Annotated in this window: 13 protein-coding genes and 1 pseudogene; 2 read left to right on the top strand and 12 right to left on the bottom strand. The window is 37.4% G+C overall.

Annotated elements, in window-relative coordinates; translation table 11 throughout:
- Positions 1 to 31: 31 nt before the first annotated feature.
- The 6 genes and pseudogenes from LRP81_RS10985 to LRP81_RS10960 all read right to left on the bottom strand — a co-directional run bounded on the left by LRP81_RS10985 (position 32) and on the right by LRP81_RS10960 (position 5,858).
- Positions 32 to 448 (bottom strand): TIGR03826 family flagellar region protein, encoded by a 417-nt coding sequence (locus LRP81_RS10985; RefSeq protein ID WP_230501322.1) that lies wholly within the window; start codon positions 446 to 448, stop codon positions 32 to 34.
- A gap of 60 nt (positions 449 to 508) precedes the next feature.
- The gene (locus LRP81_RS10980) at positions 509 to 1,225 is read right to left on the bottom strand and encodes a ComF family protein (RefSeq protein WP_230501321.1); all 717 of its coding nucleotides are present in this window, start codon (positions 1,223 to 1,225) and stop codon (positions 509 to 511) included.
- Positions 1,218 to 2,708 (bottom strand): DEAD/DEAH box helicase, encoded by a 1,491-nt coding sequence (locus tag LRP81_RS10975; RefSeq protein WP_317987064.1) that lies wholly within the window; start codon positions 2,706 to 2,708, stop codon positions 1,218 to 1,220. Before LRP81_RS10975 ends, LRP81_RS10980 begins: the two co-directional genes overlap by 8 nt.
- Before the next feature lie 84 nt (positions 2,709 to 2,792).
- A complete protein-coding gene (locus LRP81_RS10970) occupies positions 2,793 to 3,635 on the bottom strand; it encodes a DegV family protein (RefSeq protein ID WP_230501320.1) in 843 nt (280 codons plus the stop codon).
- 335 nt (positions 3,636 to 3,970) lie between these two features.
- The gene (locus LRP81_RS10965) at positions 3,971 to 4,702 is read right to left on the bottom strand and encodes a response regulator (protein ID WP_230501319.1); all 732 of its coding nucleotides are present in this window, start codon (positions 4,700 to 4,702) and stop codon (positions 3,971 to 3,973) included.
- Between the two features lie 14 nt (positions 4,703 to 4,716).
- Positions 4,717 to 5,858, bottom strand: a pseudogene (locus LRP81_RS10960) (sensor histidine kinase).
- 355 nt (positions 5,859 to 6,213) lie between these two features.
- On the opposite strand from LRP81_RS10960, the gene LRP81_RS10955 reads away from it, so the two are divergent.
- Positions 6,214 to 6,846, top strand: a complete 633-nt coding sequence (locus LRP81_RS10955; protein WP_230501318.1) for a YigZ family protein — start codon at positions 6,214 to 6,216, stop codon at positions 6,844 to 6,846.
- Between the two features lie 25 nt (positions 6,847 to 6,871).
- Positions 6,872 to 7,867 (top strand): LCP family protein, encoded by a 996-nt coding sequence (locus LRP81_RS10950; protein ID WP_230501317.1) that lies wholly within the window; start codon positions 6,872 to 6,874, stop codon positions 7,865 to 7,867.
- A gap of 252 nt (positions 7,868 to 8,119) precedes the next feature.
- Here the strand turns inward: LRP81_RS10950 and LRP81_RS10945 are convergent, their stop codons facing one another.
- The 6 genes from LRP81_RS10945 to galU form a co-directional block, all read right to left on the bottom strand.
- The gene (locus LRP81_RS10945; protein WP_230501316.1) at positions 8,120 to 9,178 is read right to left on the bottom strand and encodes a glycosyltransferase family 4 protein; all 1,059 of its coding nucleotides are present in this window, start codon (positions 9,176 to 9,178) and stop codon (positions 8,120 to 8,122) included.
- 242 nt (positions 9,179 to 9,420) lie between these two features.
- The gene (locus LRP81_RS10940) at positions 9,421 to 10,185 is read right to left on the bottom strand and encodes a glycosyltransferase family 2 protein (protein WP_230501315.1); all 765 of its coding nucleotides are present in this window, start codon (positions 10,183 to 10,185) and stop codon (positions 9,421 to 9,423) included.
- Positions 10,186 to 10,346: 161 nt separating this feature from the next.
- Entirely contained in the window at positions 10,347 to 12,398 is a 2,052-nt protein-coding gene (locus LRP81_RS10935) for a S8 family serine peptidase (protein WP_230501314.1), read from the bottom strand.
- Positions 12,399 to 12,429: 31 nt separating this feature from the next.
- Positions 12,430 to 12,930, bottom strand: coding sequence for a hypothetical protein (locus tag LRP81_RS10930; protein ID WP_230501313.1), 501 nt, complete (start codon positions 12,928 to 12,930; stop codon positions 12,430 to 12,432).
- Between the two features lie 73 nt (positions 12,931 to 13,003).
- Positions 13,004 to 14,317 carry a UDP-glucose dehydrogenase family protein gene (locus LRP81_RS10925; protein WP_230501312.1) on the bottom strand — a complete coding sequence of 438 codons (1,314 nt, stop codon included), beginning with the start codon at positions 14,315 to 14,317 and terminating at the stop codon, positions 13,004 to 13,006.
- Between the two features lie 45 nt (positions 14,318 to 14,362).
- On the bottom strand, positions 14,363 to 15,244 hold the full coding sequence (gene galU / locus LRP81_RS10920) for a UTP--glucose-1-phosphate uridylyltransferase GalU (protein ID WP_230501311.1): 882 nt from the start codon (positions 15,242 to 15,244) through the stop codon (positions 14,363 to 14,365).

The following is a 15,244-nucleotide window of genomic DNA, read 5'->3' as shown; positions in this document are numbered from 1 at the left end:
ACCTATCTTATCGGCAATTCCATCTTAATGTTTATTTATATTTTTGATTTCCTGCATGGTACGTTTTTCCTTGGCTCTTTAATGCTTGCTGTCTTTCTTCTTCACGATCCAGCTCTGTTAGCTGGCCATGAATATCTTTTTTACAAGACGGACATAATTTATCTTCTCTTATTATCGTACCACATCTATCACAGGGATACCCTAAATTAGGAAATTGAGCAAGCTGAATTCTGCCTTTTCGAATAAATTTTAAAATAAGGGATTCTGATACTCCAGTCTGCTCCACTACTTGCTCTATATTAGCCATTCTGTTCATACGTTGTCTAATAAAGGAATAAACCGTTTGATAAGCAGTTTCTTCCTGACGATAGCAGGCTTCACACACTTCTCTAATGGTATTTTTCACAAAAATGGCATCACAGTTTGGACAATTTTCGAGTTGAGACATAAGGCAACTTCCTTTCGTACAAAACGTTCTACTCTTTATATCGTAAAATCTCGGGAAATGTTAACTGCGAATCAGTGTTAATGCCGAAATACTTGTAGCACCCGCATCCCGAAGTAATTTAGCTGCCATACGAAGCGTTGTTCCCGTAGTGTAAATATCATCCACTAATAAAATTTTTTTAGCTTTCACTTTTTCAGGCGAGACAATATGAAAGGTGTTCTCGCGCACCAATCTCTCCTGTCGTCCTTTTTTAGATTGTTTAGGAGCATCTGCTTTTGTAAGTATGTCTGCCACCGGTTCACCTAATAACTCCGCAAGTAACAACGCTTGATTGAAGCCTCTTTCGTAGAGGCGTTCTGGACTAAGTGGAATCGGGACAACAAGCGGCTCTTCCTTTTTATAAAACAGATTAAAGCCTTCCTTAAAAGAGGATTGAAAAACGTTGGCAATCATGGCATCCCCTCTGAACTTGTAGCTAGCCAGTATCTCTTTCATATGCTCATTGTATTTATAGATGGAACGGTTCATTTTTAATGAACCTTTGGCTTCGAGGGAATATTCCCATTTGAAACAATCTGAACAAAGATCTCCGTGACGATTGTCTAAAGGAACAGCTTCCCAAATCCTTCCGCAAATAACACATAGCTTTCCCGTAATTTTCTCAAATTCTTGTTCACAAGCAAAACAGATAATGGACTTTTCAGAAGACATACCGAGAAAATCATTCCACCCAAACGATCTTGCTAACTCTCCATGACAGATGAAGCAATTACTCACCTAGGAACCCTCCTTGTTTCGCACGATAATTCATTCGTCTAATATGATTTTTAGCAGCGACCATTTCATTCGTTTTCCCGTAATGAAAAAAGCGGACATCCCCATTTGAATACGTACTGCTGCGACCCGCTCTCCCAGCAATCTGTACAAGGGCACTTTCTGTAAAAATGGTCCCTTCTGCTCCAAGCACTCCCACTTGAACATTTTCCACCGTCACACCACGCTCCAAAATGGTTGTGGTGACAAGAATGCGGATGGTCCCTTTTCGAAAGCTCTCCACCTTTTCTTTCCGTTCCTTGTCTTTAGCATGGACGCCTGCCACAATGTCTCCATATTCTTTTTGTAGGAGAGAGGTTACTTTTTCCAGGCGCACAATTTTGGGAACAAATAAAAAGATCGGTCTCCCATTTTCGTGATGCTGTTTGATCCATAAAAGCAAATTCCTGGGCAATTTGTTTTTCTGTAATTTCTTCTCCCAATTGCCACACCATTCAAAGGTTGGGACAGGTAGCATTTTCCCGTGGTATCTTGCAGAAATAGTGACAGCTTGTAGCTTGTTCACTTTTACTTGGGCTTGCATCTTCGCTGAAGGGGTAGCGCTAAGGTAGATGGTGCTCGCCGTCCTTTTTCGTGCTTGAGAAGCCGCATACTCCAATGTTTCATCAAGTGAATAAGGAAAGGCATCTACTTCATCTATTATTAAGGTGTCAAACGCCTCGTAATACCGAAGGAGCTGGTGGGTAGTAGAGATGGTAAGTGGGGCATTTTTCCCTCTATCTTCACTACCTCCATATAACGTAGCAATGTCGACGGCAGGAAAAACCTTTTTCAGACGTGGAGAAAGTTCGAGGACGACGTCGGTTCTTGGGGTAGCAATGCAAACTCTTTTACCATTGGTGAGGGCTGTGTGAATACCTGCAAAGAGTACCTCTGTTTTGCCAGCCCCGCAGACAGCCCAAACTAATAGAGATCGTTGATGGTTTATAGCTTGGACGACTTGATTGGACGCAAGCTGCTGCCCTTTGGAAAGCGTGCCCTCCCATGCTAGATTTGTTTCTTTGTTAACGAACTGTTCCGGTTGTGCACCATTCCAACTTAAAAGGGGTGTGCATTCACTTACCCTCCCCATCATGATACACTTTCGACAGTAAGTACATTGCTTAAGGCAGCGTGCACATGCGAAAGTGAAAAAGAGATGTGATTCTTTATTTCCACAACGATTGCAAACATAACCTGTCTTTGACTGTTGAACACCTTTAGAAAAGATAATATATCCAGTCTGATAATGTTCTTGAACCATTTCTATTGGAAAAGGGAGTTCATCAGGTAGCAGTCTTTTTCCGAAGAGATAGTACTGAAGCTCTTTGTTGAAAGGGAATTTTTGTTGTTCAGTTGGATGGGGAATAGTCTCAAATTCGGAGATGCGTTTTGCATCAGGTTTAGTTGAGGGTTTGAGGATGTTGTTTTGTAGATGAAATAACATTACTTTCCTCCTTTTTCACTTGGTATACATATGAAAAAACACCACAAGCAGCCCTCTGCCTATGGTGTTATTCATGTAAGTAATTTAGCGTTTATACCAGCCAAGGCCAAGTGCACCTTCACCGAGGTGAGTGCCTATTACCGGACCAAAATAGCTAAGGTAAAATTCCACATGTGGATATTTTTGTTCGAGTTCCTTTTTCAATTCTTCTCCTTCTGCCTCACGGTTGCCATGAATGACAACTGCCCGCATCGGCACCTGTTGCGACGCATCTTCATCGAATAAGTCGAGAATTCGCTTCACTGCTTTTTTGCGGGTACGGATTTTTTCAAAAGGAACAATTTTTGTATCGACAAAATGAAGGACAGGCTTCACTTGTAGTAAACTGCCAACAATTGCTTGGGCACTACTTAATCGGCCTCCACGTTGTAAATGTGATAAATCATCTACCATAAAGTAAGCCCGATCAGATTCTTTCATTTGGTTCAAACGTCCTAAAATCTCCTCAGGACTTTTTCCTTCTGCTGCCATTTCAGCAGCTTCCAACACATAAAATCCTTGGATCATACAACTAATTTCGGAGTCAAACACATGTACATCCGTTTCATCTACCATTTCACCAGCAGCAACCGCTCCTTGATAAGTGCCACTAATTCCACTGGATAGATGAATGCTAACAATAGCGTCATATTCCTTTGCAAGCCGTTCATATAGTTCCACAAACTCGCCAATTGCAGGTTGTGACGTGGAAGGCAGGTCACGATTATTTTTTACTTCCTCATAAAAATGCTCGATTTTTATTTCCACTTCCTCTTGGTACGACTCGTTTCCAAAAATCACATTAAGTGGAATCATATGTATGTCATGCTTTGCGCGTAATTCTACAGGGATGTAGGCAGTACTATCTGTTACAATAGCCGTTTTCATATTAGGTGACCTTCCTTATCCAAATATTCGTTTCGTTCTATTAAATTGTACATGAAATAGGTGGAAGTTTCATCTATTGTTTGAATTTTGTGCAGAAGATGGTAGTGAGGGTGATTGAGCTTACCTTCTCGAAGGTGTCATTTATGTTTTATTTGCTATTTTCAAAATTTATTTGCCAACTTTTTAATTTAATTGCCATTTTTCGCTTTTATTTGCCAATTGGAATAGTTTATTTGCCATTCGACACATATTTAGCAAATTTCGCCGTCCGCAAATCCCCGTCACTTTCCCAGCCACAGTAAAAAAAGAAACCCTGGAGAAATCACTCTCCAAGGTTAGCGGACCTCTACCCAGCCGTTCTTGATGGCAACGACAACTGCTTGGGTGCGGTCATTTACATTCATTTTTTGAAGGATGTTACTGACATGGTTTTTCACTGTTTTTTCACTAATGAATAGTGCTTCGCCTATTGCTTTGTTGCTTTTACCGTCCGCTAAAAGCTGAAGCACTTCACACTCTCGACGTGTTAACAGATGAAGCGGGCGTCGAATTTCTACTTGCTGATATGTAGCTGAGGCTGTTCCGCCACTTCCACTGCCGTTACGCCCCCCATTTGAAATACCATTTTCAGTCAAGCGGCGGTATTCACGTACCAAATTATGCGTGACCTTCGGATGAAGATAGGAACCCCCATCTGCTACCACTTTCACCGCATCGACTAGTGCATCGGCATCCATTTCTTTTAAAAGATAGCCTCGTGCGCCTGTCTGAAGAGCGTGCGTTACATAATTTTCGTCGTCATGAATGGACAATACGATGATTTTTGCTTCTGGGTTGGCGTCGACCAAACGTCTTGTTGCTTCTACCCCATTTACTTTTGGCATGTTGATATCCATGATGAATACGTCAGGATCATGCTTGGCCATCAAGTCCAGCGCTTCTTCCCCGTCATCCCCTTCTGCTATAACGTGAAAGTTCGCTTCAAAATCCAAAATGCGTTTCACACCTTCACGGAAAAGCTGATGATCATCAATAATCACGATTTTTGTCGTATCCAATCCTCTCATCCTCCCAAATATCTTTAGCTTAACGGTATTTTAATGAATACGGTAGTACCTCGATCAGGCTCGGACTTGATATCCAGTTCTCCACTGATCAGCTGCACACGCTCTCTCATACCTATCAAGCCAAACGACTTTTCTTTTTTTCTGTCGTGTCAAAACCTACTCCGTCATCTTTTACAAAGACGGTAATATGGGTAGACTTTACTTCCAATTTCACATTTATGGAGCTCGCTTGTGCATGTTTAATCGCATTTGTAAGCGACTCTTGCACTAACCGAAACACCGCAACTTCCAAATTTGATGAAATACGGTGCTCTACCCCCAAATTAATAAATTCGATTCGAGGATAACCCTTGTGATATTCCTCGATAGTCGAAATATATTTTTTCAATGTAGGCACAAGTCCTAAATCATCAAGTGCCATGGGCCGGAGATCGTATATAATTCTTCTAACCTCATATAAAGCGGTTCGTACCATTACTTTTAACGATCGAATTTCTGAAATAGCTTCTCCTGGTCCACGCTCTCTGTATGTACGGTCAATCAAGTCGGAGCGCATCATAACATTGGCAAGCATTTGAGCTGGTCCATCATGGATTTCCCTAGATAGTCGACGTCGCTCTTCTTCTTGTGCCTCCATAATCTTAAAGCCAAACTCCCGCTTTTCTGTAGCATCTGCAATCATTTGCCCAACATGCTGTAAATCGCTAGTAACGTAGTTTAGCACAACTGATACTTGGCTAACAAGTCGATCTGCTTTCGAAATGGTTTCCTCCAAATTGAGGAGACGCCGCTCAATTTCATTTCTGCGGTTTCTGAGTTGCATTTCTTTTTGCGAAGTCGTATGTAGTTCTAATTGAAGCTCATGTGCATGATCATAGGCTTGTCTAATTTGCTCTTCTGTGTAATTTTTAAACTGCCTACTTACTTCAGATAAACGATTTCTTGCTTTACGGACCTGAATTTCCAGATTATCCTGTTTGTTAATCAGCTCTGTCACTTCTTGCTTTACTGCATGTAATTCTTTCCCTAGACTTTCAAATTCTTTTCGGGAATTTTCCCCAATTTCAAATATTTCATCCTTACTTGATTCTACCGTTTTTACCATTTGTTCAATAATCATATCTAATTGTTTTGAGTTTATAACTTTCCGAGACATAGGACATCCTCCAAAAGACCCGGTATTCTTAAAAGAATATCGAGAATGCTTCTTTTTAGATATAGTACTTTGTACCCGACTGAACAAAATAGACTATACCATAAATAATTCGAAATATTCCAATCCTTTTTGAGGGTACACTATTAAATAGTTTACCCAGATTATATCGGACAAAAGTTTTACCTGTATAACATTCCTATTACAATCGCATTAAACTTTGTCGATTTCTGGCATATAAAGGAGCTTTGTACTAGTTTTTAATTGATGTCCTGCTCTCCAAGTTTTATAATAGTAAGAGTATGACTTTTTGATAATCCAGTCAAATGTCGCCAATTTTAAAAGGAGAGTTGTCATATTGCTATCTTATTACTATACCGTAAAAGGGCAAGGAGAGCATGAAATTATTATTCAAAAATCCAGATTTATTGCTCACATCGCCCGGGCAACAACAGAAGAGGAAGCCCAAAACTTCATAGCAGATATAAAAAAGAAGCATTGGGACGCAACACACAATTGCTCGGCCTACTTGATTGGCGAACAAGATCAAATCCAAAAAGCAAACGATGATGGTGAACCAAGTGGTACTGCAGGCGTTCCCATTCTCGAAGTGCTGAAAAAAAAGAAACTTAAAGATACCGTAATAGTTATTACCCGATATTTCGGTGGAATTAAACTTGGTGCTGGAGGATTAATTCGCGCATACGGAAAAGCCACTTCTGAAGGAATTAATTTTGTTGGAATGGTGGAAAGAATATTAGTACAAATTATGCATACAACAGTAGAATATACGATGCTTGGAAAAATAGAGAACGAGCTAAGATCTTCCCAATATCAAATTAAAGATATACACTATTTGGAAGATGTCACTTTTGATGTATATGTAGAAAAGGATGCTATCCAACCATACATTGATTGGATGACAGACATTACAAACGGAAAAGCGCAAACGACTTCAGGAGATCAATTGTATTTGGAACAAGATATGTAAATCTTTTTTAAGAGGAGACAAAACATTGGTTAATTCAAGATTAGAAAAGAAGAAGAGGAAAGGCAGAAGACTGAAACGAGTATTATTCGTTTTCCTTACACTTTTCTTAGCAGTCGTTGCTTATGGTGGATATGTATTTTTTGAAACATTCCGCGCTGCAAATCAGGCATATACTGAGCTTGATAGAGATAAATCAAAATATCGGGATACACAAATCGAAATTAATAAAGATCCATTTTCCGTGCTTATCATGGGAATTGAAGATTACTCTACTGGTGGACAAAACGGACGCACTGATACCCTGATTGTTGCAACATTAAATCCCGAAGAGAAAACCATGAAATTGTTGAGTATCCCTCGGGACACTCAAGTATATTACGAGCATCTTGGTTATTATTCTAAGATTAATCATGCACATGCATATGGTGGTAAGGAAATGACGATCGAGAAAGTGGAAGAACTGTTGGAAGTTCCGATAGATTATTTCACCACTGTCAATTTTGAAGGCTTTAAAAATATTATCGATATTATCGGCGGAGTAGAAGTGGAAGTTCCGTTTGATTTCACTGAAAATTCGGATGTGGATAACTCCACCCTTTATTTTACAGAAGGTAAAATGCAACTAAGTGGTGAAGAAGCACTAGCTTATGCAAGGATGCGAAAACAGGATCCTCGCAACGATTTTGGCCGCAATGACCGTCAAAAGCAGATTATCCAGGCAGCAATCAGTAATGTTTTATCACCGGGGAACCTTTTCAAAGTAGATGATATTGCAAAAGAAATGGGTGAAAATGTAGAAACAAATATAAGAGTAACGGAAGGAATTGGTCTAAGTAAATTATACGCTGGATTTAATTCCTCCAATATGGAAAACTTAACACTTGAAGGTGCTGATGACACTAGCACTGGGACATACTATTTTATTCCTTATGATGAAAGCATCATAGAGGTTAGAAGTGCAATTAAGAACCATTTGGGTCTTGAAAATACAACTGTCCAATCTCAAGTTGACACTGATTAATTTTAACAAATTAAAACTAGGGATGTTAATATCCCTAGTTTCAGACCGTAAGACAAACCCCCATTTCAGCATCAGCTGAAATGGGGGTTTCGTTGATTTAAGGCATTTTGCTAGTAAGGGCAGAAGGTTACCAGGCCCAACTAGCCAGTTTTTTTAGATTGGAAGAACACAATCCAAGTGTAAAAAAACACCCATCCCTAAGATGAGCGTTTATCTATTAATCTAGTAATTATTTCCAATCTGATGTAGCAATTACTGCCTTCCAAATACCTTGCGATAGAATTTTATGAATGGTTTATTACCTTTAAAGATTCCTACAAGTTCTGCGATGAATTGAATTAGCATAATGAGTAATACTGTTATTAGTATAGTTCCCCATAATGTAGCAGATGTGAGGAAAATTGCACACGCTGCAAAGATAACACCAAATCCATAAATTACAAGAACTGTGTTCTTATGAGAAAGGCCAGATGCTAATAATCGATGATGGAGATGGCTTTTGTCTGGTGCAGATATAGGCTGTTGATTTAGTATTCGCCTTACAATAGCAAAAGCTGTATCAAATACCGGGACTCCCAAAATAATAATTGGAATTACGAAACTGAAAAGAGTAACGCTTTTGTATAGACCTAGAAGAGATAATACAGAAATGCAGTACCCTAAAAATAACGCACCAGTATCACCCATAAAAATCTTAGCAGGGTGGAAATTATAGAAAAGAAAACCAATTGTGCTCCCCAAAATAATAATAGATAGTGTCAATATAAGTTCTTTTCCACCTAATCCTGCAATTACAGCAATTGTTCCTATAGCAATTGACGATATACCTGCAGCAAGACCATCAAGTCCATCAATAAGGTTTATAGCATTAGTAATTCCTACAATCCATAAAATTGTGATGGGGATAGAGAGCCAGCCTAAATCTAACCTATCCACAATAAAGGGAATAGTAATAAATTCGATTTTAAGGCCTGTATAGACAATAATCCCAGCCGCAGCTATTTGTCCAAGCAATTTTGTTCTTGCTTTTAATTCGAATTTATCATCAAAAATACCAAGAACGACAATAATAATGGCTCCTATTGTAATACCTGTTATTCTTTGATCATATAGACCAGCAAACATATAACCAACTACCACTCCGAAGAATATGGCAAGTCCGCCAAGTCTTGGCATTATTTTTTGATGTACTTTTCTTTTATTAGGTTTATCTGTTGCTCCGATTAAATGAGCAAACTTTATTACTAATGGCGTAGTTACAAGGACGGTGATTATTGACACTAGGAAAGCAAAGACTAATTGTAAATTCATTTGTCGTCACCTAATTTCTTGTTCTTATTTTATCTTTTGATTTATCGAAACAAACATGTCTAGTTTTTTTATCCAATTGATGTTTAGCATCCTTTGTCATTTTATCAGATATGTACCCGATTGAAAATAAAAATATTCAAAGCGTAAAAGAAGCATAATATTGTTGAAATTACTTTTACATTTTATTTTATCAAGTAATAATGCATCTGACTTTTATGCTCAGTGACAATATTTCGAAATGTCTATGCTCTTTTTCTTACCCCGTTATAGGCGTAATTTACAAAACACCATAATGATTTAAAAAAGCTCAGTCTCTCTATTTGACGATAAACATACCAATTTCGTTTCGCTGTTTTAAATTTATTGCTTGAAATAGATCCTTCTACATATCTATATTTTGCTAATGGTTCCTGGATACCGTAAGCTATATGACCTTTTTTCAAAATGGAAAGCCAAAACGCAAAATCTTGTCTAGTCCTTATTAAAGGCATTTTCATTTTACCTATTTTTTCTATATTTAACATAACTGTTAAACATCCGATGATTGTATTTTTTAAATAACCTTCATAGTCAATATTATCAGGAATATTCACGACTTTTCCGAGGTCATTACCACTTTCATCAATAATGGAATATTTCGTAAAAGAAAATGCAATATCTTGCTCTTCCATGAAGTTAACTTGTTTTTCTAACTTTGTAGGTACCCATAGATCGTCACTGTCGAGAAATGCAATATATTTTCCACTTGCTGCTTCAATAGCTGTATTTCTAGCGACTGCTGCACCACTGTTTTCTTTTAATTGGATAACATTTATTTGATGATATTCTTCTTCATATTGTTTTATAAGGGATAGACTTTTATCTGAGGAACAGTCATCAACAAGAAAAAGTTCCCAATTGCCATAAGTTTGGCTTAGTATGGAATCAATACAACTTTGTATATGTTTTTCTGCATTATATACAGGTGTTACAATAGAAACTAAAGGAGTATTAGATGTGTCGTTCATTATTTATTCCTCCTACAATAATAAAGCTATAATAATATTTATAGTTGCCTAACCACTTCTTATAAATTATGGTTAATCTAACTAAAAAGAGTAATAATAACCAAATGGCTACCGATATACGATAGCCATAGAAATTATAATACTATGAATCTAAATAAATACTAATTGCCATTAAGTATTTTGTCAATTTTCCATACCACACTCGAATGAATTGCTTTTTTTCCGCCTAGCACACTATAATTTTGGGTAGGATTTTGATATAGAAAAGTCTTTGTGGTGTCATCTATCGATAAATGCTTTACAAGCATAAGCCCACTATTCTCTTTTGAGGCAAGCAAACCACCTGTTAAGGCATCTTTATAGTCTGATCCAGTAGCAAAATAATATGTTTCATAAGTGGATTGGAAATAATTAACAACAGCGATATTTGTTTCATATCGGTTTGCACCCGATATACGTTTTGCTTTTAAATCTTTTTCTATGGTTTTATTTACTATTCGGGTACCTCCAATAATGTATTTTTCAGAGAAATTACCCTTTTTCAAAAAATCTTTCGTTGCGGCAGGTATCCATGATTGTTCAACAAAAATTATGGGCATTTCCTTTTTAGCTGCTTCCACCGACGCTGATAAAGCATCAGGAAAACTATTTCCGTTTACTATCATCACTTTCCCGCTATTCGGGTCTAAAAGCTCACCTATTTTCACTGCAGTATCAAACCTAGTTCTCCCCGCAATTCTTATTGTCCTTAGGCCAGAGTCGTTTAGTTTTTTCTCTACATTTGCACTTATTGCTTGTTCTCCGCCGATAATGATAACATGATTTACACCTAATTTTTCCATGGAAGACATAGAAGCTAACGGTAAAAAATTTTTCTCAGATAAATAGATGGGACTGTCCAATTTATAAGCTAATGGTACTACTGAAAGGCTATCAGCAAAGTTTTGATTACTCGCTAAAATGGCAAATTTTCCTTTCCACTCCACACTTTCATTTGAAAAAGAAGTTTCCTCAATAGACTTCCATCCCTTTTCAGCTATTTTTACTGCTGTTTCCAAAGAGTTTATTCCATATATTCTATTTTTATCATGATAAAATTCTATTGATTCACCTATATCAATTTTACCGTGACGAACTGGATATGCAGCCTTTTTCACACTTGATGTTTCAATAATATCTATTAATTGTTTAGATGTTAGATTCTTATCCATACTTTTTAGTAAAGCAGCTTGGGATGCTACCATTGGTGCCGCCATACTAGTGCCATCCATCCATATATACCCTTGCAATTGCGTGGTTTTATTCGTTGGGAATGTACTTAAAACTTTAGATCCTACAGCTACTACAGATACTGAATCCCCAAAATTTGAAAAACCCGCAAGTTCCTCAGATATTGAAATTGCTCCAACTGACAAAACACCCGGATAGCCTGCTGGGTACTCTATTGTATCGGTTGCATTATTTCCTGCAGCAGCTACGACTAATATACCCATATTTGTTGCCTTATTGATTGCTTCCTGGACATATCTATTTTTTGGTCCGGCGATGCTAATATTTATTATTTCCGCTCCATTGTCGATTGCATATTCAATTCCTTCAGCAATATGAGATGCATATGCCCCGTGTTCATCCCCAACTTTAACAGGCATAATAGCGACGTTATGAGCAATAGAAGCAATTCCAATTTCATTGTTCGTTTTAGCACCAATAATTCCTGCTACATGGGTTCCGTGACCAAGTTGATCTACAGGTAAACTACCCGGTTCTAACACATTGTACGGTTTTATAATGTTTTCCTTCAAATCTGGATGCAATTGGTCAATCCCTGAGTCCAATACAGCTACTGTTACATTGTCGTTTTGCTCTATTTTATTCCATCCTGTTTGAACGTTCATTATTTGGAAAGACTTTTCTTGATAACGGAAGTACGGATCATTAATATTTGTATAGTTATAAAAATGGTCTTCCTCCACATACTCTATACCTTTGTCTTTTTCCCACTCTTTTTTATAGCTCTTGAACTTCTCCCTTTTTACTGTTTTTATTTCAACTGTACGATCATTATTATTGGAAAAGCCATTCTTAGCTAGATTATTATATTTAATAATGACTCGCAAATTTTCCTCTTTTTGTAAAGCGTGGACTTTTCCATATAGGCTAGGAGTACCCCAAATCAATAAAAGTCCTAATAATAATCCTAAAAACATTCTCATTCGTTTTTCTCCTAAATATCCCTATTTACTACTATATAAATTGCATATCTTTTATAATCCAACCGTTCCCATTCCGCTCCACTACAACAGATATTTCCATATCGTAATGTTTATCGATCCACCGAACAAGCACTTCTTTTTCCCCCATGAGAATGTACACCGGTTCTGATTCAATATCAGAATCTAACGTAGTGAATTGCTCTACAAAAGAACCCAATTCCGGATTTTTCCATGACCAATAATCCACGAGATCTGTTAGGATTGGATCAGCAAAATAATTGGAGAGATAATCGATAAGTTCATCCCTAGTCATGTTTTCCGGGTTTGGTTCATGTTCTTCCATAGTAAGGTTATGGAACTTGAATTTTGCTATTTCAATATAAGACATGATATTTCTCTTTTGACCAACGCTTATCTCCATTTCAGGCTCTACTTCTCTATTGTAAAGTGCCTCTTCACTGTCCAAGAAGAAAAAACCCGAGACAAATAGTACACCGAAAGCAATTATTAGGATGGTTTTCCATCTCTTCATTTAGTAACACCTCATTATCCTAATATATAATGACCAAAAGATGTGCATAAATCGTGCACATCTTTACTTTAACTTATTTTATGTTCCCTTTTACTGTTTTACGTCCAATAGAAGCATAATAATAACCAAGTTCCTCCATATCATCTAGGCTAAACATGTTTCTTCCATCGATTAATACAGGTTGTTTAACCACGCCTTTAAGCGTAATTAAATCTAAATTTTTAAATTCTTCCCAATCTGTAAGTATAATTACAGCATCCGCATCTTGTACTGCTTCTATATAACTTTCAACTGTTTGCAAGTTAGGAATTTCCTTGTGAGCATTTTTCATTGCTACAGGATCATATGCTAGTACTAATGCACCTTCTTCCTGAAGTTTAGGAATAATATCAATAGATGGTGCTGCTCTCATATCATCAGTATTAGGCTTAAATGCAAGCCCTAATACGGCTAGCTTCTTACCATTTAAATCACTGTTGAAAGCTTCTTTAACCTTATCGTATATACGGAAACGCTGATTTTTATTAACATCTTCTACATCTTTAACAATTTTTAGGTTATACCCCGCTTTTTCTGCTATATTTATTAATGCGTTAGTATCTTTAGGAAAGCAAGAGCCTCCATACCCAATCCCTGCCGCAAGAAATGCTTGGCCGATCCGATTATCAAGTCCCATTCCTTCAGCAACCTTCGTTACATCTGCACCTACCAATTCACAAATGTTTGCTATCTCATTGATGAAACTAATTTTTGTTGCCAAGAATGCATTTGCTGCATACTTGATCATTTCTGCAGTTTCTATATCAGAAATGACAATATTTGTTTTAAAAGGTTCGTGAAGTTTTGTTAACCACTCTTTTGCCTTTTCACTCTCTACTCCTATGACAGCACGTTCCATGTTCATAGTATCAAAAATAGCAGAACCTTCACGGAGAAACTCAGGATTAGAAGCGACATCAAAATTATTATGACCCGATTCTTTCTCAATGATTCCTTTTATCCACTTACCTGTTCCGACTGGGACTGTGCTCTTTGTTACAATCACTTTATAATTATTCAGTTTCTTCCCAATTGAAGTTGCTACTGCTTCGACAAAACGTAAATCAGCTTCTCCATTCTCTTTTGGAGGAGTTCCTACCGCAATAAAAATTATCTCTGCATTTTCCATTGCAGTATTTAAATCTGTAGAAAAACTCAACTTTTTAGCTTCTATGTTTTTGACTACCAGTTCCTCTAAACCTGGTTCATAGATTGGAATGATACCTTCTTTTAAGTTGTTTATTTTATTTTCATCTATATCTACACATGTTACCTTGTTTCCTATTTCACTAAAACAAACACCGGAAACTAGACCTACATAGCCTGTTCCAATAACACAAATATTCATCAAGATCCCTCACTCGCTTCGATATTCATCGCTTTCTCGCTGGTCTTAGTCTAATTTAGCAACTAAATCTTTTATCAAATTAGATACAGGTCCTCTCAAATCTTCCCTCATTAAAGCGAATTCTATTTGAGCTTGTATAAATCCATACTTATTACCAATATCATACCTTGTTCCCTTGAAATGATAACCGTATACGTCTTGCGATTTTGTCAGTTCCTGAAGTGCATCTGTTAACTGGATTTCATTTCCCCTGCCGGGTTCAATTATTTCCAGCATATCAATTATTTCCGGAGTTAAAACGTATCTTCCCATTATTGCAAGATTAGATGGGGCATCTTCCAATTTCGGCTTCTCCACAAGAGTTTTTACTTTAAATGAGTCCTTGCCACTTTCGCTCTTATCATAATCAATAACGCCATAACTGGATAGGTCTTTGTCTGGAACCTCCTGCACGCCAATAACTGATGCAGATTTATTTTCAAACTCGTTTATTAATTGTTTAAGACAAGGTGTAGTTTCTGACATAACGATATCGTCCCCTAGCATTACTGCGAAAGGTTCATTTCCGATAAATTTACGAGCACACCAGATGGCATGCCCAAGGCCTTTTGGTTCTTTTTGACGAATGTAATGTATATCAGCCATATCGGAAATCATTTTTATCTCTTTTAGTTGATCATACTTTTCTTTTGCCATTAACGTTTCTTCTAATTCAAGTGACCTGTCAAAATGGTCTTCGATTGCGCGCTTTCCTCTACCTGTCACAATTAATATTTCTTCAATTCCCGATTGGATTGCTTCTTCGATAATATATTGGATAGTTGGCCTGTCTACTATAGGTAGCATTTCTTTTGGCTGGGCCTTTGTAGCAGGTAGAAATCTTGTCCCTAGTCCTGCGGCTGGAATAATTGCTTTTTTTACTTTCAT

Origin of the sequence: Sutcliffiella rhizosphaerae, from assembly GCF_917563925.1 — a bacterium.
Taxonomy (GTDB): Bacteria; Bacillota; Bacilli; order Bacillales; family Bacillaceae_I; genus Sutcliffiella_A; species Sutcliffiella_A rhizosphaerae.
This window is presented reverse-complemented; position numbering and strand designations above follow the sequence as displayed.

Excerpts from the sequence above, each read along its gene's own strand:
- LRP81_RS10930 (WP_230501313.1), bottom strand. The coding sequence starts at position 12,930 with ATGAAGAGATGGAAAACCATCCTAATAATTGCTTTCGGTGTACTATTT.
- LRP81_RS10970 (WP_230501320.1), bottom strand. The coding sequence starts at position 3,635 with ATGAAAACGGCTATTGTAACAGATAGTACTGCCTACATCCCTGTAGAA.
- LRP81_RS10945 (WP_230501316.1), bottom strand. The coding sequence starts at position 9,178 with ATGAATTTACAATTAGTCTTTGCTTTCCTAGTGTCAATAATCACCGTC.
- LRP81_RS10925 (WP_230501312.1), bottom strand. The coding sequence starts at position 14,317 with ATGAATATTTGTGTTATTGGAACAGGCTATGTAGGTCTAGTTTCCGGT.
- LRP81_RS10940 (WP_230501315.1), bottom strand. The coding sequence starts at position 10,185 with ATGAACGACACATCTAATACTCCTTTAGTTTCTATTGTAACACCTGTA.
- LRP81_RS10935 (WP_230501314.1), bottom strand. The coding sequence starts at position 12,398 with ATGAGAATGTTTTTAGGATTATTATTAGGACTTTTATTGATTTGGGGT.
- LRP81_RS10985 (WP_230501322.1), bottom strand. The coding sequence starts at position 448 with ATGTCTCAACTCGAAAATTGTCCAAACTGTGATGCCATTTTTGTGAAA.
- LRP81_RS10965 (WP_230501319.1), bottom strand. The coding sequence starts at position 4,702 with ATGAGAGGATTGGATACGACAAAAATCGTGATTATTGATGATCATCAG.
- LRP81_RS10975 (WP_317987064.1), bottom strand. The coding sequence starts at position 2,708 with ATGTTATTTCATCTACAAAACAACATCCTCAAACCCTCAACTAAACCT.
- galU (WP_230501311.1), bottom strand. The coding sequence starts at position 15,244 with ATGAAAGTAAAAAAAGCAATTATTCCAGCCGCAGGACTAGGGACAAGA.